Genomic DNA, 19,556 nt, shown 5'->3' with positions numbered 1-19,556 from the left:
ACGGCTCAGGCCTTGGTGTGGTGCCCGCGGTTGCGGTCCAGAATGGCGGAGACGTCACCTGCTGCAACGGGACGCGAGATGAGGAAGCCCTGTATGGCGTTCGCACCACGGGCGCGCGCATATTCCAGCTGCGGCTCCGTTTCCACGCCCTCGATCGTCGTGGAAACATCGAAGGTGGTGCCGAGCTTCAGGATGATATCGACAAGCTCCGCATCCCGCTTGCTGCCCAGCATGGCCGCGGTGAAGGACCGGTCGATCTTCAGGTGATCGAGCGGAAAGCGACGCAGATTGTTGATCGAGGAAAAACCGATGCCGAAATCATCGAGCGCGATTTTCACGCCCTTCGCCCGTAGTTCCGTCAGACTGTCGGAGATGATGGCGGGATCGACCGAAAAGATCGATTCGGTCACTTCGATCGTCAGGCGCTCGGGTGCGAGACCCGACTGGCGCAGGCAGTCCCGAACATAGGCGAGGAAGGTCGGATCGCGGAACTGGTCGCCCGCCACGTTGACCGCGACGCCGATCGGCGCCGGCCAGCGCCGCGCCTCTTCGCAGGCCGTGCGAATGACCCAGTTGCCGATCGGCAGGATGAGGCCTGTCGTCTCCGCGATCGAGATGAACTGGTCGGGCGCGATCACGCCCTTCTGGGGATGCCGCCAGCGGATCAGCGCTTCGAAGGCCCGGATCGTGCGCGTTTCCGAGCAGACGATCGGCTGGTATTCGAGGAAGAACTCGTTCCGGTCGAGCGCCCGCGAGAGATCGTATTCGAGTTCCGAGCGCGCCGAGGCCTCGTCCGACATGCCAGGTTCGTAGAAGACATGACTATTGCCGGCGATCTGTTTCGCCTTCATCACGGCAAGGTCCGCCCGGCGCAGAAGCACCGACATGGACACGTCGTCGGGTGCCGGCACGGCGATGCCGATGCTCCCCACGATCCAGACCTCGCCGGCCGTGAGCTCGAAGGGCGTGCCCAGGACGATCTTGATCGTCGCGCAGATGTCCTCGATCTTGCCACGGGACGGCGATCCGGCGACGTGGACCGCGAATTCGTCCGCGCCCAGCCGGTAGATCGTTCCCACACCGGTCAGCACGTTGGAGAGACGCTTGGCGATTCGGATCAGCACCTCGTCGCCCGCAGCATGGTCCATCGCATCGTTGATGAACTTGAACCGGTCGAGGTCGATCAACAGCAGCGCACCGCGCCCCTGCCCCTGCGGACGACTCAGCGCCGCCGTGAGGTCGTGTTCGAGCGCGAAACGGTTGGAAATGCCGGTGAGATGATCGATGTGCAGAAAAGGCGCGATCGATGCTGCCGTCGCGCCGTCGACGGGCGCGTCATTCGCGCTCTTGCGCTCGGATCGTCTCTTCTGCAGCCACGTCAACATCATGCTCTTTCCAAAAGGAATCACCTGCTTCGCGGGGGCGCCACGCCCTCCGCAGCCGTTCGAACGGCCGACGGACGTCGCCAGCCTATACCTTTGGTTGATCGCCTGCCGCCTGCCAAGCGAACTTTGGAGGTTTGGTAAACGATCGGAACGCTGAACCGGGGGTCCACAGCCCGCGTCACGAAAGTGTTGCGCAAGCATCCTAGAAGCGTCGCATCTTCAACGAACGGCTGTTAACCATGACCGATCTTGCGCCCATCGATCTCGTCTCCTCCCCGCGCGTCGCGGATGCGCCGAAGGGGCGCAAGAACCAGAAGCTTCGCAAGGCGCTGATCCAGCATCAGCCGCTGACAGCATCCGGCCTGTCGGAGCGTCTCTTCGGCCTTCTCTTCTCCGGCCTCGTCTACCCGCAGATTTGGGAGGATCCCGCCGTGGACATGGAGGCGATGGAGATCCGGCCGGAACACCACATCGTCACGATCGGCTCGGGCGGCTGCAACATGCTCGCCTATCTCTCCGCCACGCCGGAGCGCATCGACGTCGTGGACCTGAACAGGCATCATGTGGCGCTGAACCGGCTGAAGCTTGCCGCCTTCCGCCACCTTCCCGCGCATAGCGACCTCGTGCGTTTTCTCGCCCGCGAACAGCTGGCCTCCAACGTCGCCGCCTACGACCGGTTCATCGCGCCCCATCTCGATGCATCGACGCGCAGCTACTGGGAAGGCCGCAAGCTGAACGGTCGCCGGCGGATTTCGGTTTTCGGCGCCAATCTCTTTCGCACCGGCCTGCTCGGCCGCTTCATCTGGCTCAGCCACATGCTGGCCCGCGCCCACGGCGTGGACCCGGCCGAGCTTGTGGCCACCCGCTCCCTGCGCGAGCAACGCCAGTTCTTCGACGAACGCCTGGCGCCCTTGTTCGAGCGTCCGGTGATCCGCTGGCTGACGGGCCGCAAGAGCTCTCTCTTCGGCCTCGGCATCCCGCCGCAGCAGTTCGACGAGCTGGCAAGTCTCAGCACCGAGAAGACGCTGGCGCCGGTTCTTCGCCACCGGCTGGAAAAGCTCGTCTGCCACTTCCCGCTTCGCCACAACTACTTCGCCTGGCAGGCCTTCGGCCGCCGCTACCCCCTGCCGCACGAGGGCATGTTGCCGCTGCATCTCCAGCCGGAAGCCTACGAGGCGATTCGCGACAATGCACAGCGGGTGCACGTCCATCACGAAAGCTTTACCGATCTCCTTGCGCGCAAGCTGCCGGGCACCGTCGATCGCTACGTGCTCCTCGATGCGCAAGACTGGATGACGGATCAGCAGCTCGACGACCTCTGGACCGAGATCACCCGCACGGCCGCGCCGGGCGCCATCGTCATCTTCCGCACGGCGGCCGAACGCAGCATCCTCGAAGGCCGCGTGGCCGAAAGGCTGCTTGCACACTGGCACTACGATCGCACGCGATCGGGTGCCCTCAACGTCAAGGATCGCTCCGCCATCTATGGCGGGTTCCATATCTACCGCAGGCAGGCGTGAGCCAGATGCACCAGTCCATCATCTCCGACAGCGCGCATGCCGGTCGCATGGACCGGATGTATCGCACCCAGCGCCACATCTACGACGCCACCCGCAAATACTACCTTTTCGGTCGGGATACGCTGATCGAGGACCTCAAAGCGGCAAGCGGTGACCGCGTGCTGGAAGTGGGCTGCGGCACCGGGCGGAACCTGGCGCTGATTGCTCAGCGCTACCCCCGTGCGAAGCTCTATGGTCTGGATATTTCAGCGGAAATGCTGATCTCCGCTCAAAAGGCGCTTGCCGGCAGCGATGCGACCCTGAGGACGGCCGATGCCACGGATTTCGACGCAGGCGCCTTCGGCGTCGAGGGTTTCGACCGCATCGTCATCTCCTACGCCCTGTCGATGATTCCCGACTGGGAAAAGGCCATCGACAGAGCGCTCGACGCGCTCGCGCCGGGCGGCGCCCTGCACATTGCCGACTTCGGCCAGCAGGAAGGTCTGCCGCCGATCGCACGCCGCCTTCTCGCCGCCTGGCTTACGCGCTTCCACGTCACGCCCCGCGCCCAACTGATGGCGGTCGTCGCGGCGAAGGCCCAGGCGCGCGGCATGATCTCCGAGACCCGATCCATCGGCCGGGGCTATGCCTGGCTCGTCATCTGCCGGCGCATGTGACAGTCTTCCCGAACGCATTGGCCGCCGGCAGACGCGCGTGACCGCCGAAAATCCCGCCGGATCGCGCAATGCGTTTGGGTCGTCTGACACAAGCCACGAACGCTATGCTGCGAACGGGGCTTGAAACTAACCCAATTTTTACGTTGATATGATGAACATGGGGTTCAAGGTCTCCGGGGGGTCGGCACGAATGGGCAGTCAACGGTGAGGCACAACGTTCCATCATCAACGAACGGGAACCCCATGCGCCGGCTGCTCCTCGCTCTTCTGCCGATTGTCACGCTCCTGTCCGCGTGCACCTCCACCGACTACGACCTCGTGCAGACGGCCTCCATACCGCCGCGATTCCACGACAAGGACCCGCAAGATTTCGGCGATCGCACGCCCCAGCATCACAGCATTCACGGCATCGACGTGTCCAAGTGGCAGGGCGATATCGACTGGGCAGCCGTCAAGCAGTCCGGCGTCTCCTTCGCCTTCATCAAGGCGACCGAGGGCAAGGACGTGGTCGACACGCGTTTTGAGGAATACTGGCCGAAGGCGCGCGCCGCCGGAATCGCCTATGCGCCCTATCATTTTTACTATTTCTGCTCGACGGCCGACGAGCAGGCCGACTGGTTCATCCGCAACGTTCCCAGAAGCGCGGTGCACCTGCCGCCGGTGCTGGACGTGGAGTGGAACGGCGAATCCAAGACGTGCCGCTATCGCCCCTCGCCGCTGACCGTCCAGAGCGAGATGAAGCGTTTCATGGACCGGCTCGAGGCCTATTACGGCAAGCGCCCTATCATCTATACCTCCGTCGATTTCCACCGCGACAACCTCGTCGGGCAGTTCAACGAGCATCATTTCTGGGTGCGTTCCGTCGCCAAGCACCCGGTCGAGATCTATAAGGATCGCCGCTGGGCCTTCTGGCAGTATACCAGCACCGGCCAGATCCCCGGCATTTCCGGAAACACCGACATCAACGTCTTCGCGGGGTCCGAAAAGAACTGGCGCAAATGGGTGAAGGCCGTCTCCGAGCCAAAGCAGGTGGCCGGGAACTGACGGTCGCCGCTGCCAATCCGGTACCATCAACCGGTTTCGGCCTCTCCGCTTCTTCATTCCGCCCTATTGCCGTGTGAAATCGGCCTGATGCCGCCGGTCCTGCGACCGGCGGCCCTCTGTTGCCGTCATCTTGACCGAACATCTTCAAGGACCCGCCTATGCTTCGCACACGCCCGCTCTCGTCCCGCCGCGTCACCGCCAGTTTGCTCGCGCTCATGACATCGGCAGCCGTTGCGGGACCGGCATTGGCACAGACCGCGACACCCCCGGTCGCGGCGCCGGCCGCTGCAGCACCGGCCGCGCCCTGCGGTGGCGATCTCGCCGCCTTCCTCAGCGGCGTGAAGACGGAAGCCGTCGCCAAGGGCATTCCGGCCGAGGTGGTCGATCGCGCGCTGGCCGGTGCCGTCATCGACGAGAAGGTGCTCGGCCGCGACCGGGCGCAGGGGGTCTTCAAGCAGACCTTCGCCGAATTCTCCAACCGCACCGTCAGCAAGGCGCGGCTCGATATCGGCGCGAAGAAGATGAAAGAGTATGCGAGCGTCTTTGCCCGCGCCGAGCAGGAATACGGCGTGCCCGCCCCGGTCATCACCGCCTTCTGGGCGATGGAGACGGACTTCGGCGCCGTGCAGGGCAACTTCAACACCCGCAACGCACTGGTTACGCTCGCGCATGACTGCCGCCGCCCCGAAATGTTTCGCCCGCAGCTGATCGCCGCCATCGAAATGGTCCAGCATGGCGACCTCGACCCGGCCACGACGACGGGTGCCTGGGCCGGCGAGATCGGCCAGGTCCAGATGCTGCCGGAAGACATCATCGCGCAAGGGGTGGACGGCGATGGCGACGGCCATGTCAACCTGAAGGAAAGCGCGCCGGATGCCATCCTGACGGCGGCGAAGTTCATCAAGAGCCTCGGTTACACCGCCGGACAGCCGTGGATCCAGGAAGTCTCGCTGCCGGAAAACCTGCCCTGGGAGAAGACCGGCCTGCAGCCGGGCATGACCGCGGGACAGTGGTTCGCGCTTGGCGTCAAGCCGCGCGACGGCAACACGCAGTTCGGCGACCTCGCCGCCTCGGTGGTCATTCCGCAGGGCCGCAAAGGCGTGGCCTTCATGACCTACCCGAACTTCAACATCTATCTCGAATGGAACCAGTCGTTCATCTACACGACCTCCGCCGCCTACTTCGCCACCCGCCTCGCCGGTGCGCCGGCCTACGAGGCGCGCAACCCGGAAGCGGGCCTGAACGACGAAGCGATGAAGGTGCTGCAGACGAAGCTCGACGCCATCGGCCATGATGTCGGAAAGATCGACGGCATTCTCGGCTCCGGCACGCGTGCCGCCCTGCAGCGCGAGCAACTGCGCCTCGGCATCCCCGCCGACGGCTGGGCGACGCAGGCCGTTCTCGACGCGCTGCCGTAAGCGCTTGCCGTCCTGAGGCTCGGAAACGCCGCGCGTCGGAAACGACCGCGGCGTTTCTGCGTTGTGGGATCACGCCCCGTCGGCACGATCACGGCGATGCTGCCGGGCGAGCCGCAGCGCGCGATAACGCAGACGCAACGCGCGCCCGATCCCCACCAGCGCCGCGCCGCCGCGCGACACCTCGGCAAGCTCCCGAGCATAGGCGATCGCAAAAGCGTGGCGATAGCTCTCGCGGTGCTCGGCCGCCAGCCCGTCCAGTCGATGCATGATGGAGACCCAGAGCGGCGACACGAGCAGTGAGAGGGCCGTGACGGCGATGGCGATGCGGTAGGCATCGAGGTCGAGCGCCCCGGCCGAGAGCCCCGCAGCCGCGAGCACGAAGGAGAACTCGCCGATCTGTGCCATGGAAAGCCCCGCGACCAGCGCCACCTGCGGCGGCGAGCCCGTGCGGCGCAGCAGCGCGATGTTGAGCACCGTCTTGGCCGCGATGACCACGATGGCCAGCGAGAGCACCAGAAACAGATGCTCGGCGATGAAGGTTAGGTCGATCAAAAGCCCGATCGAGAGGAAGAAGGCGACGAGAAGCACGCTCTGGATCGGCTCGATGACGGGAATGACCCGCGATCGGAGCGTCGAATTGCCGATAACGATACCTGCCAGAAAGGCGCCATAGGCCGGCGACATGCCGGCAACGCCCGAGAGCGCCGCCGCTGAAAAGCAGACCGCAAGCGCACCCAGCGCCAGAATTTCGACTTTGTCCTCGATGGCGGCGCTGAACGGGAGCCGGAGCTTTCCCCGGCGCCCGAGCCACCAGAGCAGGCCGCCGAGCAGACCGATCGCCAGAAGCATCTTGACCGCGATCTGCAGCACCCCGATCTCGCCGCCGCCACGGCCCTCCCCGCCGAGGCTGGTGACGAGAATGAGCATGGGCACGACGGCGATATCCTGCGCGATCAGCACGCCGACCGCGATCCGGCCGGTCTCGCTGCGCAGTTCCCCGCGATCGTCGAGCATCGTCATCGCAACGACGGTGGAGGACAGCGCAACCACGAAACCGAGAATGAGCCCTTCGGCAAACGGCGTGCCGGAGATCGCCGAGATCAGCAGCGCCACACCGACCGAGACACCGATCTGCCCGCCGGCCACCAGCAAGGCCTGCCGCAGACTGAGGATGAAGGCGCGGATGGAAAGCTCCATGCCGATGAAGAACAGGAGCACGATCACCCCCATCTCGGCCAGCAGCGTCACATTGGCGCTGTCGGCGATGAAGCCGAATCCTGTCGGTCCGAGCGCGACGCCGGTGAGGATGAACCCGACCAGCGGCGGCTGGCGCAGGCGCAGGAAACCGAGCCCCAGAAGCGCGGCGACCGCGATGACCAGCGCGATCGAGACGAGATCCTGTCCATGACCTGCCGCCTGGGCAGCCGTCTGTGCGGTGGATGATGATGGCAGCGTTCGTCTCCTTCGGTCTATGCGCATCGGCGCGCGCGTGACCGGTCTACGGCAACGCATGCGAACACGCCGCCATGATCGGCAGGACGTGGGCAAGGTCAACCCATCCGACATCGGCGCTCGGATGCATCCGGCTCTTTCTCGGGACAGAGATCCCCAAAGCAAGAAACGGGTGGTGGCCGCACACGCAAAGCGCTACAGCCCGGATCCGAGGCCGCGGAGCGAAGACGAAGCGGACCTTCAGTCCGTGGCAGGGGAACGCGAAAATGTCGATGGCAATGACACCGGTGGAAACACGGATGACGCCGCTGACCTGGGGCCTGTTGGCGCTGCTGGGGCTCATCTGGGGCGCCTCGTTCTTCTTCGGCCGCATCGCCGTCCAGCACGTTCCCGCCTTCACGCTGGTGTTCCTGCGCGTCTCGATTGCCGCTATGGCGCTGCATCTCTTCATTCGCGGCCGCTTCGACATCTATGCCCAGCTTGCCGCACACTGGCGCGCGTTTCTCGTTCTCGGGCTTCTCAACAATGCCGTCCCGCACAGCCTGATCTTTCTCGGCCAGACGCAGATCGGCGCCGGCCTCGCCTCCATCCTCAACGCGACGACGCCGATCTGGACCGTGCTGATCGCGCATGCGCTGACCGACGACGAGAAGCTGAGCCCGCGGAAGCTGGGCGGCACCGCGCTCGGTCTTGCCGGCACGGTCCTCCTGATCGGGCCGAGCGCTCTCGGCCATCTCGGCGCGACCTCCGCCGGCATTCCGCTCTGGGCGCTGATCCTGCCGCTCGGTGCCGCGATCAGCTACGGCTTTGCCGGCATTTACGGCCGCCGCTTCCGGTCGCTGGCACCGCCGGTGACCGCCGCCGGCCAGCTGACGGCCTCGAGCCTCATCATGCTGCCCGTCTCGCTGCTGGCCGACCATCCATGGACGCTGACGATACCGCCGCTGACGACGATCCTTGCCATCCTCGCTCTGGCGCTCGTGTCCACCGCCTACGGATACATCCTGTTCTTCCGGATCATGGCGCGGGCGGGCGCGACCAACACCTCCCTCGTGACGCTGCTCGTGCCGCCGAGCGCCCTCCTCTTCGGAGTCGCCTTCCTCGGCGAGCGCCTCGACGCCACGGATATCGGCGGCATGATGCTGATCGCTGCCGGCCTGATCGTGCTGGACGGACGTTTGTTGAGGCGCGGCGGGCTCCGGTAGAGATCACGCGCAACCCGGCGCCCGTCTCCGGACTGTCGCTTTTCGGCCGCAGACGTTAACGATCATCGGCTTCCTCCGGAAAGTTGTTAACACCTAACAACAATCCGTGAATGCGGATTCGAGCAGGAAAGCCAAAGACATAGGCGATTTGCACACGTCTCCACCTCTAAAGCGACTGCAGTGCAGCACAAGATTTCCTTGGAGGTGTGACATTTTCAACCTATGTTTCACGCGTTAACGCTTGGAGGGTTGAATGGGAATCGCACGGTCCGTGAATGTTCTCATGATAGGTGCCTCGTTCGCATTCGTTGCGATGATGCTCTTCATCTAGGAGGAGATGAAAATCCCGGCGGCCTTGAGGATGGAGGAGGCCGACGGGACGCTCTCAGCGTGGGACGGGAGAATATCGTCTCCCTGATCTGGCAGGCAAAAGCCCTCGAAATGAACCTTCGAGGGCTTTTGTACGTCTGCAACAGGGATCGGTTCAGGCGGCAGCGCCCGCCACAACGCTCTCGTCCGTGCGCTTGAAACCCACGAGATCGCAGACGGCCGTAATCAGCGGCGAACGGTTCATCGTGTAGAGGTGGAAATCCCGGACGCCACGGCGCGCAAGGTCCACGATCTGCTCGGCGGCGATATGCGTCGCCTCCTTGAAGCGCTCTTCCGGCGAATCGTCGAGATGGGCGAGCCGGGCCGACAGGGCTTCGGGAATACGGGCGCCGCAGAGACCGGCAAATTTCGAGACCTGCGAGAACTGGTTGATCGGCAGGATGCCGGGAACGACGGGGATGGTGATGCCCGCTTTGCGAACGCGCTCCAGATAACGCTCGAAGTCGTTGTTGTCGAAGAAGAACTGCGTCAGCGCGCGCGTCGCGCCATTGTCGACCTTGCGCTTGAGCATGTCGATATCGGCATCGACATCCGAACTTTCCGGATGTTTTTCAGGATAGGCGGACACCGAAATCTGGAACCGGCCGCTGCGGGAAAGCGCCGCCACAAGTGCCGCCGCATTCTCGTAGCCATCGGGAAAGGGCTGGTACTGCGCACGGATGCCGCCCTGCGGATCGCCGCGCAACGCCACGAAATGCCGGACGCCCGCCGCTGCGAACTCCTCGACGACCGCATCCACCTCGGCCCGCGTCGCGCCGACGCAGGTCAGATGTGCGGCCGTGCCCGGAAGGGCGCAATCGTCGATGAGGCGGCGGACCGTGGTCAGCGAACGCGCCTTGGTGGAGCCGCCTGCCCCATAGGTCACGCTGACGAATTCGGGCGCGTAAGCGTTCAGAGCCGTCGCGGTGCGCGTCAGTTGTGCGTCCATTTCGTCGGACTTCGGCGGAAAATATTCGAAGGAGAGGCGCAGATCGCCGCGCTCGGCCGGGTAAAGCGTGCGGGTGGACATTCAGCGGGCTCCTGAGGCAAGACGGCGGGTCTGATCGGCAGAGGAATCGGCGGGCTTTCCCGCGATCCAGATGGTGACGGTGAGCGGCGTATCCTGCGCCGCCTTCGGCGAGAGATCGATGACGCGCTGGACGGAAAGACCCGATGTTTCCAGCCATTCTCCCATCACCTGATGCGAAAATCCGAGGCGCAGATGGGCGTGATCCTGACGCAGATGCTCGAGCGCGTGCGGCGCGAGATCGACGATCGCCAGTCGTCCGCCCGGGGCCAGCAGGCGCGCGGCCTCCTCGATCGCCGCTTCCGGCGCTTCGAGGAAATGGAGAACCTGATGGATCGTCACCAGATCGAACTGGCGCCCATCGAGCGGGAGGTTGAAAATATCGCCATGACGCACCGAGGCCGTGGAGACGCCGGTGCGATCGAGATTCGCACGCGCGACCGCCAGCATGTCCCGGCTGGCATCCACGCCCGTGGCGGTCTGATAGAGCCCCTGAAAGAGCTGGAGGATGCGGCCCGTCCCCGTTCCCAGATCGAGCAGGCTTTCCACCGGCTCCGGCCCGACGGCCGCGACCAGCGCCGCCTCGACTTCCGCCTCGCTCACATGGAACCGCCGCATGGCATCCCACTCCGCGGCGTTGCGGCTGAAATAGGCTTGCGCCCGATCGGACCGGGCCTGCTTCAGCGCTGTCAGACGCTCGCTGTCGCGGGCGAGAACGGCATCCTCGCCATCCGCCGCATCCAGGATCCGGCGGACCAGCGCGACGCCCTGCCCCTGCCCGCGAAGGCGGAAATACGCCCAGGCACCTTCCTGGTAGCGGTCGATCAGAGCGGCTTCCGTCAAAAGCTTGAGATGACGGGAAATGCGCGGCTGCGACTGCCCGAGGATCTCGGTCAGATCCGTCACCGTCAGGTCTCCGGCAGCAAGAAGCGCGAGCAACCTCAGGCGCGTCGGCTCCCCCGCCGCCTTCAGCACATCCACCACCTCGTCCAGCCGCAATCCGGTCTCGTTAATCATGCTCTTCCCATCAACACATAAAGATATGTTTATGTGATTTAAGAGCCTGCTGCAAGGGAAAAGACGCACTGACGCACGGTACCATTACCGCCGGTTCCATCGGCAGCCGCAAAGGGTGCCTGCAGATAGACAATGCCTTCGGCAGGACGTCATGACGATGCTCATTATCCTTTCGGGCCTGCCTGGGACAGGAAAAACGACGCTGGCCTCCCGTCTGTGTCGTCACCTGCACGCCTTTCACATCCGCATCGACACCATCGAGCACATCCTCTCCTCCCAGGGTCTGACGTCGGCGGACAGCACCTCGGGCTATGCTGTCGCCCAGGCGATCGCTGCCGATAACCTCCGGCTCGGCCATATCGTCGTTGCGGACTGCGTCAACCCCGTCGAAGCCTCCCGAGCGGGATGGCGGTCTGTCGCGGCACATGCAGGGGCGGCCGCGCTGGATGTCGCTCTCATCTGCAGCAACACCGCCGTACACCGACGACGCGTCGAAACCCGCCAGAGCGACATTGTCGGCCTGATCAAGCCATCCTGGGAGCAAATCATGACGCGTTCATACGACCCGTGGACAACCCCGCCGGATCTCACGCTGGATACGGCAAGCGAAGAGCCGGAAAAGCTGGCACGACGACTGGCCACCCACATTCAAGAACGACGATCACCACCGTAGCGCTCCCTGCTCCTCTCCCCCAAGCGGCAGGATGCTTCCAGTCCGAGATCGCCGACGATATGGCTGCCTCAAGAAGCGGAACCTCAGCCGGAACGGGAAGACAACGGCCTGCCCCAAAGGTTGTCTGCCCCGTCTCCGTAAAGCAGGGCTCTGCTGCAAACCTCGAAATCTCGATCGCCGTCTTCCCGGGCCTGTTCGAGAACCGACGGGGATCGAACCGGCGATGTCTCAGGTATCAGCGCGCGACAGGACGCTCGACGGACGACGTAGACGTCTCATCCGATGCGCAGACGCCACACATGGATGCACACCCCCGCGCACGCGTGAAAGCCGCAAGCCCGTGCCGTCGTCTCAAGTCGCTCGTCGATACCGCATCTGCACGAGGCGCGAGCTCGTGATCCGTTCCAATGCCGGTCGTGCCGTTCGCAGGAAACGGCACGACCGAAGACCATCGTTCCAGACGGCGCCTTATCGCGTCAGGCGCTTGTAGGTCACGCGGCGCGGGTTGACCGATTCCGGGCCAAGGCGGCGGACCTTGTCCTTCTCGTAATCCTCGAAATTGCCTTCGAACCATTCGACATGGCTGTCGCCTTCGAAGGCGAGGATGTGCGTTGCCAGACGGTCGAGGAACATGCGGTCGTGGCTGATGATCACGGCGCAGCCTGCGAACGCTTCCAGAGCCTCCTCGAGGGCCGAAAGCGTTTCCGTATCGAGGTCGTTGGTCGGTTCGTCGAGGAGGATGACGTTGCCGCCGTCCTTCAGCATCTTGGCCAGATGCACGCGATTGCGCTGACCACCCGAAAGCGAGCCCACCTTCTGCTGCTGGTCGCCACCCTTGAAGTTGAACGCACCGCAATAGGCGCGGCTGTTCATGTCGTATTTGCCGAGCTTGATGATGTCGTTGCCGCCGGAAATTTCCTCCCAGACGGTCTTGTCGCCACCGAGCGAGTCGCGGCTCTGGTCCACATAGCCGAGATCGACCGTCTCACCGACAGTGATCTTGCCGGTGTCCGGTGTTTCCTGTCCCGTGATCATGCGGAACAGCGTGGTCTTGCCGGCGCCGTTCGGGCCGATGACGCCGACGATGCCGCCCGGAGGCAGCTTGAACGTCAGGTTGTCGATCAGCAGGCGATCGCCATAGCTCTTGGAGAGGTTTTCGGCCTCGATGACCACCTGACCCAGTCGTTCGCCGACCGGGATGACGATCTGCGCTTCGCCGGGCTTCCGGTTTTCCGCTGCTTCCACCAACTCGTCATAGGCCCGGATACGCGCCTTGGACTTGGCCTGACGGGCACGCGGGCTGGACGCGATCCATTCCTGCTCGCGCGACAGCGCCTTCTGCTTGGCCACATCCTCGCGACCTTCCTGCGCGAGGCGCTTGGCCTTGGACTGCAGGTAGGCGGAATAGTTGCCCTCGTAGGGAATACCACGACCGCGGTCGAGCTCCAGAATCCAGCCCGTGACGTTGTCGAGGAAGTAGCGATCGTGGGTGATCATCATCACGGCGCCCGGGTATTCGCGCAGGTGCTTTTCGAGCCAGGCGATCGTCTCGGCGTCGAGGTGGTTGGTCGGTTCGTCGAGAAGCAGAAGATCCGGCTGGGAGAGAAGCAGCTTGCAGAGCGCGACGCGGCGACGCTCACCGCCCGACAGCGCCGTGACGTCGGCATCGGCCGGCGGGCAACGCAGGGCGTCCATGGCCATTTCCACCTGGCTGTCGAGATCCCAGAGGTTCTGGCTGTCGATGACGTCCTGCAGACGCGCGCCTTCGTCGGCCGTCTCGTCGGAATAGTTCATCATCAGCTCGTTGTATCGCTCGAGCACGGCCGTCTTGTGGGCCACGCCCTCCATCACGTTGCCGAGGACGTCTTTCTCCGGATTGAGCTGCGGCTCCTGCGGCAGGTAGCCGAGCGTCGCCCCCTCGGCGAGCCACGCCTCGCCGGTATATTCCTTGTCGAGACCCGCCATGATGCGCAGGACCGTCGATTTACCGGCTCCGTTCGGGCCGAGAATACCGATCTTCGCGTCCGGGTAGAACGAAAGATGGACGTTCTCCAGGACCTTCTTGGTGCCGTAGGCCTTGTTCAGCCCGGCCATGTGATAGATAAATTGACGCGCCATGCTCGATCAATGCTCCGCGGGAAATGGAATTTGGCCCGCTATGTAGGCGAATTGCGCCGGCGGAGCAATGACGCTTGGCCTCATTTCCACCCGGATGCGCTTCGGACAGACGTCTCCGACGCGGGAGCCTCGCCGAGACTTGGGGACACCCATCTGCCTCATTCCTCGCGGCTGTCGACCAGCGTGGTCGTGCCCTTCTCCGCCGCGGGCGCCCTTTGGCCGACGACGGACGGACGCTCGGGACGAGCCCGGCCGGCCGCATCCACCACACCGCCGCTGCAACGAGACGTGGTCGGCGCTGCCGCATGGATCAGGGTCGCAAGATCGGACGTCTCCTCCATGGCTGCAGACAGCCCGATCGTCAGCCCCGTAACCAGCACGCGGTTACCGACCTGCCGGCACTGAAGGCGAATGCGATCGCCGGCACCGGCCGCGAAACTCGCGTCAAATGCAGCCTTGACGTCGGCTTCGGTCACGTCGCCGCCGATCCGGTTTCGAAACAGCGCGCCGACCGCCGATGTGTTCACGGCCTCCAGCAAGCGGATCTGCAACGAGAAATAGGCGTCCGGATCGAGAACCTGGCAGCTGCCGCTGCGCAGCCATGTGTGGCGATCGAGACCCGAGGCCGTACCCGGCATCGACGTGGCAAGGCGCGTGGCGACCTCTGCCGAAAGCGGTACCGGCGGCAGCGACAGCCAGTCGCGCCTGCGATCCTCGGCCTGCAGCGTTTCGGGGACCTTGCAGAAGCTGTTGCGGACCGGCCAGAGACCGGCCAGCGTCAACTGCCCGGCATCCGCACGCTGGGCATCTTGTCCCACGCATTCCGGTCGCTTGCCCTTCGCCTCGCAGAACGCCGGCAGCCAGCTGAGACCCAGAACAAAGCCGGTTCTTCCCGCTACCGGTCGAGCGCCATCGACCTTCTCGGCAACGGAGGCTTCGGGCGGCCTTCGCACGGAGGCTGGCGTCACGGGCTGCGCCGGAACGGGTGTCACGCCGGACGCTCCGGCCGGAAGCGCATTGTCGACAAGACGGGGTGCCGCCCTCCCGATCCCGCTTTCCGGTGCGGCCCCGTCCTCGGCCTGCGCATGAGACGCGGCGCAGCTCGCCGCCAGGATCGCGCAGGATATCAGTACCGGACGAACGGCGCACAGCCACCGCGCCTTGGCGGAAACCGCCATTTCCCTATAAGCTGATCTCATCTCAACCTCCAGAACAAAACATGATCAATAAAGGTCTAAAACAAGAATAACGCAAGCACGATTCGTGTACATCGCGAATTTTTTAGACGATCCTCATGTTGACAGACCCCGCTCCCGGGCGGGATAGTGGTGCTCCGGCGGCAGGTCGAAAAGGTGACGGCAGTGGCATTCGAGGAGGGTCGGCTCGCAACTCCGTCCGGGACGGATCTTGCGCTCTACCACATGGCGGCAGGCACCGATGCGCGCGGTGTGCTTCTGATCAGCCATGGTCTTGCAGAACATGCCCGGCGGTACCGGGATTTCGCCGCGGCCATGGCGGCGCAGGGGTTCGCGGTCTATGCGCATGATCATCGCGGGCATGGCGCGACGCGAAGTCCCGCGCAATTGCAGGGGCGGTTTGCGCCCGATGACGGGATCGGTGCGGTCCTGGCGGATGTCGCCGCCGTCAGGCACCATGCGGTCTCCCGGCATCCCGGACTTCCCGTCGTCCTCTTCGGTCACTCGATGGGCGGGTTGGTGGCATTGAATGCGGCGGAAGCCGAGCCCAGTCTCTATGACGGCCTTGCGGTCTGGAACGCCAACTTCAACCCGGGCCTCGCCGGCCGGTTCGGCCAGGGGTGGCTGGCTGTCGAACGCATGCTGAAGGGCTCGGACGTTCCGAGCCCGCTCGTCACCCGGCTCTCTTTCGGCGCTTGGGCGCGCACCATCCAGACACGCCGAACGGATCTCGATTGGCTATCGCACGACCCGGCAGCCGTCGATCGCTATATCGCCGATCCGCTCTGCGGGTTCGACGTGACGGTTTCCCTCTGGATCGACCTGTTTCGCATGAGCTATGCCGGCGCCCGACCCGACCGCCTCCGGCGGCTTCCGCCCGACATGCCCGTCAACCTTGTCGGCGGCGGAGAGGATCCGGCCACAGAGAACGCGAAGGCCATGCAATGGCTGGACGGCCGGATGAAAACGGCGGGCCTGCGAAACGTCACGACGACCATCTATCCGGGCGGCCGACATGAGACGCTGCACGACACGATTCGGGATCAGGCGATCGACGACTTTTCGGCCTGGTGCGTGCGCGTCGTTGATAGAGGGCACAGGCAATCGCGCGTGTAGAGCACTGCGGAGGCCCGGTCGCGGCTGAGAATGTCTTACATCTCAGGCACTGAAGGCGATGACATAACGCCAACAAGCTCTCCCCTTGTAGCGATCGCAACGTCTCAGGTGTTGCAGGCGGTTGAGCAGAGTGTTTTGCACAGCACATGCTCAGCCCTCGCCGCGTCGCTCGCCGGCGTTCCCCGTCACTCCGGGCAAGCACCGGAACGGCGAAAGAACCGACGTCGTCGAGCTGATCAGACCTTTCGACCGGACGGGCGCGAGCGCACCGGGTCGGGTCAAGCCCGAGACCCCGGGAGCTAACGGCTCGGTTCCTCCGTCATGAGCATCGACAAGACCTCGGGCAATCGCCGCAGGCATGCGGGTCACGGTTTCAAGCAATTCCGGCAAAATCGCGCAGGGATTTCGCGTCCAGAATTGCTTGGAAACAACGATTTAGAGGATCTTCGCGATGTGAAGCGCGCGGAATACCCTAGCCGCGAATGTGCTGCGTCTGCTGATAGACCGCGGTCGAGCGTGCGCCGGAGCGGCAGTAGCCGAGGATGGGACGCTGGAACGTATCGAGCGCATCGACCATCTTGTGGACGGCGTCGGCGGTCACGCCGGCAGGACCGACCGGAATGTGCATCGTCTCGATGCCGAGCGCATGGGCACGCTGTTCGATCTCGGCAAAGTCCGGCTGGCCGGGCTGCTCGTGGTCGGGCCGGTGGCAGACGATCGACTTGAAGCCCAAGGCCTTGATCTGGTCGAGATCGGCCGCCGTGATCTGGCCGGTGACCGAATATTCATCATTGATCGAGCGGATGTCGTCCATGCACAGTCTCCTCGGCGCGCGGCGTGCCGCAACCTTCGTTGACGACGATGTAGGACGCCTTTGCGGCAAACGTCAATCACGCCGTGACAGACGAGACGTCTTCGCAAAAGCCGAACCTGAGCGCGTAGGTGATCCCTTCACCCGGCATGAGCAGGGACAGGGCACCGCTTTCGCAGAGCGCAGAACGCGGGGCGATCCTGTGGGAAGCCGGCTCGATGCTGACCACATCGGCGTCACCACGCTGGCAGCGCCACATCTGCAGGAACGGCAGGCTGTCGGTCTTGAACCGGATGTCGAGGGTGCGATGTCCGAGCGCGGCAAACGGCCCGACCGTCACGCGCGCCCAGCCATCCGGCCTCATCGCGGGAAAGAGACAATGCGCACTGGCGCCCTCGCCGAACCGCCAGCCCTGCGATCCATCGGGGATCATGGCGCCGCGAATGCGCGTATCGTCGTCGAAGAATCGGCCTGCGATATTGAGATGATACATCCACATGGGCGGAAACGGCGTCCCGCCGATATTGTCGATTCGATCCTCGAGATGAACGGCACCGTCCATCATCGACCACCGGCGTGTCAGCCGTGCGCGGCCGCCATCCGCGAGACGGATATCGGCGATCGCACGACACATCGTCTCCGTCGCGGTCAGCCTCTCCGCCGGCACCGGCGTGCCGGACAGGGAGCCATGCAGCGGATACCGTCCCCCGTTCGCGGTCGGCTCGGGGTGCCGGATGTGGTCGGGACCACAGGTGAAAAGAAAGCCCTTCAGCGCCTGGTCGATGCGCGGATCCCCGTCGGACGGGATCGCGTCGCCCGGCGAAAGATCGATCCCGTCGATCACCAGCGCGGCCACATCCATGGCCGAGGCGGGATCGAGGAGCAGCGTCACGATTTTGCCATCGTGGCTTCCATCCATGCGCATATCGTCACCTCCTCGCAACGCCCGCGGCGTCTCTTGCGCCATCGGCCGTCGCGCCCGGCCTATGGTTAGCAGTTCTTTAACGTTGAATTCAGTCTTTTCATATTAACGTCCCATTCCGCTTGTAGCTCGCGGGTCGGCCCGCCCATCAACAGGTTCTTGTCGTGACCATTGCTCCGAGACGTCTCTCTTCTTTCCTCATGGCCGCCCTCGTGACGGCCGGCCTCGCGGCGGTGTCGTCGCCGGCTGCCGCGCAGTCCCGCATCGCGCTGTCGCCGGATCAGGTTCTGGTGACGCCGCAGGGCGATATCCTCGACTATGTCCCCGAGAACGGCGAGGTTCGGGTGATGCGCGATGCACGGGGCCGGACGGTGCTGGTGGACAACTGGGGCAACATCGTTGCAACGGTCATGGGATCGCGTGCCGCAAACGAAGGCCGCCGCCGCCCGCCGCCGGATCCCTATGGTGCGGAGCCTTATGGCGACGAAGCGTTCGGCGGCCAGCCTTCCCGCAACACGACCTTCGGCAACGAGGCCTACGGCGAGCGCCCGTATATTCGCCAGCGTGGCGGTGCGAACGGGGTGCCGGACTATCGTAATTTCGTGCCCCCGGGCGTCGAGCGCGGCGATCTTCCGATGACGGACCAGACCGCTCCCCAGGACGAAAACGATCTGGCCGCGCTGCCGCCGGAGCAGCCGACGGCCTCGCAGGGCACAACCCTGCCCCGCGCGGCCGCGATCACCCGCAAGTCGAGCGCCGAAATCACCGCCTTGCAGGTCTTCCTCGATCGTGAGGGTTTCTCCCCCGGCGTGATCGACGGCAAGAACGGCTCGAATGTCACCAAGGCCATCGAGGCATGGCAGCAGGCGACGGGGGAAACGCTCGATCCGAACAATACGGACGACATTCTGGAACGGCTACGCCTCAGCGGCGGCCTTGCCATCACCACCTACACCATCACGGCGGCCGATGCGGCGGGCCCCTATGTCGCGGAAATTCCGGAAGATTACGCCCACAAGGCCCTTCTCCCGCATATGTCCTTCACCTCGACGACGGAGATGCTCGGCGAGCGCTTTCATATGGACGAGGCCTATCTGCGCGAGCTGAACCCCGGGGTCGATTTCACGATTCCCGGAACGATCATCAAGGTCATCAATCCGGGCGAGCCAAAGACGGGCAAGGTCACGCGCGTCGTCGCCGACAAGGCCCGCAAGCAGGTCTTTGCCTATGACGAGGCGGGCACGCTGATTGCCGCCTATCCCGCAACGATCGGATCGTCGGATACGCCCTCGCCCTCCGGCACCGTGCAGGTCGATCGGATCGCGCTCAATCCCGGCTATACCTACAATCCGAAGATCAATTTCAAACAGGGCGAAAACGACAAGGTGCTGACGCTGCAGCCCGGCCCGAACGGCCCCGTCGGCACGGTCTGGATCGCGCTGTCGAAGCCCACCTACGGCATTCACGGCACGCCTGAGCCGTCGAAGATCGGCAAGACACAGAGCCACGGCTGCGTGCGACTGACGAACTGGGACGCGACGGAACTGGCAAAGATGGTGAGTGTCGGCACGACGGTCGAATTCCTCGATTAGGCGGACGATGACGGATCGGATCGACACCGGGATGC

Annotated in this window: 16 protein-coding genes; 8 read left to right on the top strand and 8 right to left on the bottom strand. The window is 64.4% G+C overall.

Annotated elements, in window-relative coordinates; all coding sequences use genetic code 11:
* Window positions 1-5 precede the first annotated feature (5 nt).
* Complete coding sequence (locus LRX75_RS17075; RefSeq protein WP_231815894.1) at window positions 6-1,388, bottom strand: putative bifunctional diguanylate cyclase/phosphodiesterase; 1,383 nt, start codon at window positions 1,386-1,388, stop codon at window positions 6-8.
* A 236-nt stretch (window positions 1,389-1,624) separates the two neighbouring features.
* On the opposite strand from LRX75_RS17075, the gene LRX75_RS17070 reads away from it, so the two are divergent.
* From LRX75_RS17070 to LRX75_RS17055, 4 genes are all read left to right on the top strand, one after another.
* Window positions 1,625-2,905 (top strand): BtaA family protein, encoded by a 1,281-nt coding sequence (locus LRX75_RS17070; RefSeq protein ID WP_231815893.1) that lies wholly within the window; start codon window positions 1,625-1,627, stop codon window positions 2,903-2,905.
* 5 nt (window positions 2,906-2,910) lie between these two features.
* Window positions 2,911-3,561 carry a class I SAM-dependent methyltransferase gene (locus tag LRX75_RS17065; protein ID WP_231815892.1) on the top strand — a complete coding sequence of 217 codons (651 nt, stop codon included), beginning with the start codon at window positions 2,911-2,913 and terminating at the stop codon, window positions 3,559-3,561.
* Window positions 3,562-3,804: 243 nt separating this feature from the next.
* Window positions 3,805-4,605 carry a glycoside hydrolase family 25 protein gene (locus LRX75_RS17060; protein WP_113149008.1) on the top strand — a complete coding sequence of 267 codons (801 nt, stop codon included), beginning with the start codon at window positions 3,805-3,807 and terminating at the stop codon, window positions 4,603-4,605.
* Between the two features lie 215 nt (window positions 4,606-4,820).
* Window positions 4,821-6,023, top strand: coding sequence for a lytic murein transglycosylase (locus tag LRX75_RS17055; protein ID WP_420851225.1), 1,203 nt, complete (start codon window positions 4,821-4,823; stop codon window positions 6,021-6,023).
* 69 nt (window positions 6,024-6,092) lie between these two features.
* Here the strand turns inward: LRX75_RS17055 and LRX75_RS17050 are convergent, their stop codons facing one another.
* A complete protein-coding gene (locus LRX75_RS17050) occupies window positions 6,093-7,502 on the bottom strand; it encodes a cation:proton antiporter domain-containing protein (RefSeq protein WP_231815890.1) in 1,410 nt (469 codons plus the stop codon).
* 245 nt (window positions 7,503-7,747) lie between these two features.
* On the opposite strand from LRX75_RS17050, the gene LRX75_RS17045 reads away from it, so the two are divergent.
* Window positions 7,748-8,680, top strand: coding sequence for a DMT family transporter (locus tag LRX75_RS17045; RefSeq protein ID WP_420851221.1), 933 nt, complete (start codon window positions 7,748-7,750; stop codon window positions 8,678-8,680).
* 484 nt (window positions 8,681-9,164) lie between these two features.
* Here the strand turns inward: LRX75_RS17045 and metF are convergent, their stop codons facing one another.
* Both metF and LRX75_RS17035 read right to left on the bottom strand, forming a co-directional pair.
* The gene (gene metF / locus LRX75_RS17040; protein WP_231815888.1) at window positions 9,165-10,079 is read right to left on the bottom strand and encodes a methylenetetrahydrofolate reductase [NAD(P)H]; all 915 of its coding nucleotides are present in this window, start codon (window positions 10,077-10,079) and stop codon (window positions 9,165-9,167) included.
* Window positions 10,080-11,093 (bottom strand): ArsR/SmtB family transcription factor, encoded by a 1,014-nt coding sequence (locus tag LRX75_RS17035; RefSeq protein WP_231815887.1) that lies wholly within the window; start codon window positions 11,091-11,093, stop codon window positions 10,080-10,082.
* A 151-nt stretch (window positions 11,094-11,244) separates the two neighbouring features.
* Here LRX75_RS17035 and LRX75_RS17030 point away from each other — a divergent pair, with 151 nt between their 5' ends.
* Complete coding sequence (locus tag LRX75_RS17030; RefSeq protein ID WP_231815886.1) at window positions 11,245-11,766, top strand: P-loop nucleotide/nucleoside kinase family protein; 522 nt, start codon at window positions 11,245-11,247, stop codon at window positions 11,764-11,766.
* Between the two features lie 468 nt (window positions 11,767-12,234).
* Here the strand turns inward: LRX75_RS17030 and ettA are convergent, their stop codons facing one another.
* Both ettA and LRX75_RS17020 read right to left on the bottom strand, forming a co-directional pair.
* Entirely contained in the window at window positions 12,235-13,884 is a 1,650-nt protein-coding gene (gene ettA, locus LRX75_RS17025; protein ID WP_113149012.1) for an energy-dependent translational throttle protein EttA, read from the bottom strand.
* Between the two features lie 158 nt (window positions 13,885-14,042).
* Window positions 14,043-15,083, bottom strand: coding sequence for a ribonuclease T2 family protein (locus LRX75_RS17020; RefSeq protein WP_231815885.1), 1,041 nt, complete (start codon window positions 15,081-15,083; stop codon window positions 14,043-14,045).
* A gap of 222 nt (window positions 15,084-15,305) precedes the next feature.
* Here LRX75_RS17020 and LRX75_RS17015 point away from each other — a divergent pair, with 222 nt between their 5' ends.
* Entirely contained in the window at window positions 15,306-16,196 is an 891-nt protein-coding gene (locus LRX75_RS17015; RefSeq protein ID WP_231816005.1) for an alpha/beta fold hydrolase, read from the top strand.
* Window positions 16,197-16,668: 472 nt separating this feature from the next.
* Here the strand turns inward: LRX75_RS17015 and LRX75_RS17010 are convergent, their stop codons facing one another.
* On the bottom strand, window positions 16,669-17,010 hold the full coding sequence (locus LRX75_RS17010) for a protein tyrosine phosphatase family protein (RefSeq protein WP_113149014.1): 342 nt from the start codon (window positions 17,008-17,010) through the stop codon (window positions 16,669-16,671).
* Window positions 17,011-17,086: 76 nt separating this feature from the next.
* Window positions 17,087-17,932, bottom strand: coding sequence for a DUF4432 family protein (locus LRX75_RS17005; RefSeq protein WP_231815884.1), 846 nt, complete (start codon window positions 17,930-17,932; stop codon window positions 17,087-17,089).
* A 197-nt stretch (window positions 17,933-18,129) separates the two neighbouring features.
* Between LRX75_RS17005 and LRX75_RS17000 the strand changes: the two genes are divergently transcribed.
* The gene (locus LRX75_RS17000; RefSeq protein ID WP_231816004.1) at window positions 18,130-19,521 is read left to right on the top strand and encodes a L,D-transpeptidase family protein; all 1,392 of its coding nucleotides are present in this window, start codon (window positions 18,130-18,132) and stop codon (window positions 19,519-19,521) included.
* Window positions 19,522-19,556: the final 35 nt, after the last annotated feature.

It is taken from the genome of Rhizobium quercicola, from assembly GCF_021168455.1.
GTDB lineage: Bacteria > Pseudomonadota > Alphaproteobacteria > Rhizobiales > Rhizobiaceae > Ferranicluibacter > Ferranicluibacter quercicola.
This window is presented reverse-complemented; position numbering and strand designations above follow the sequence as displayed.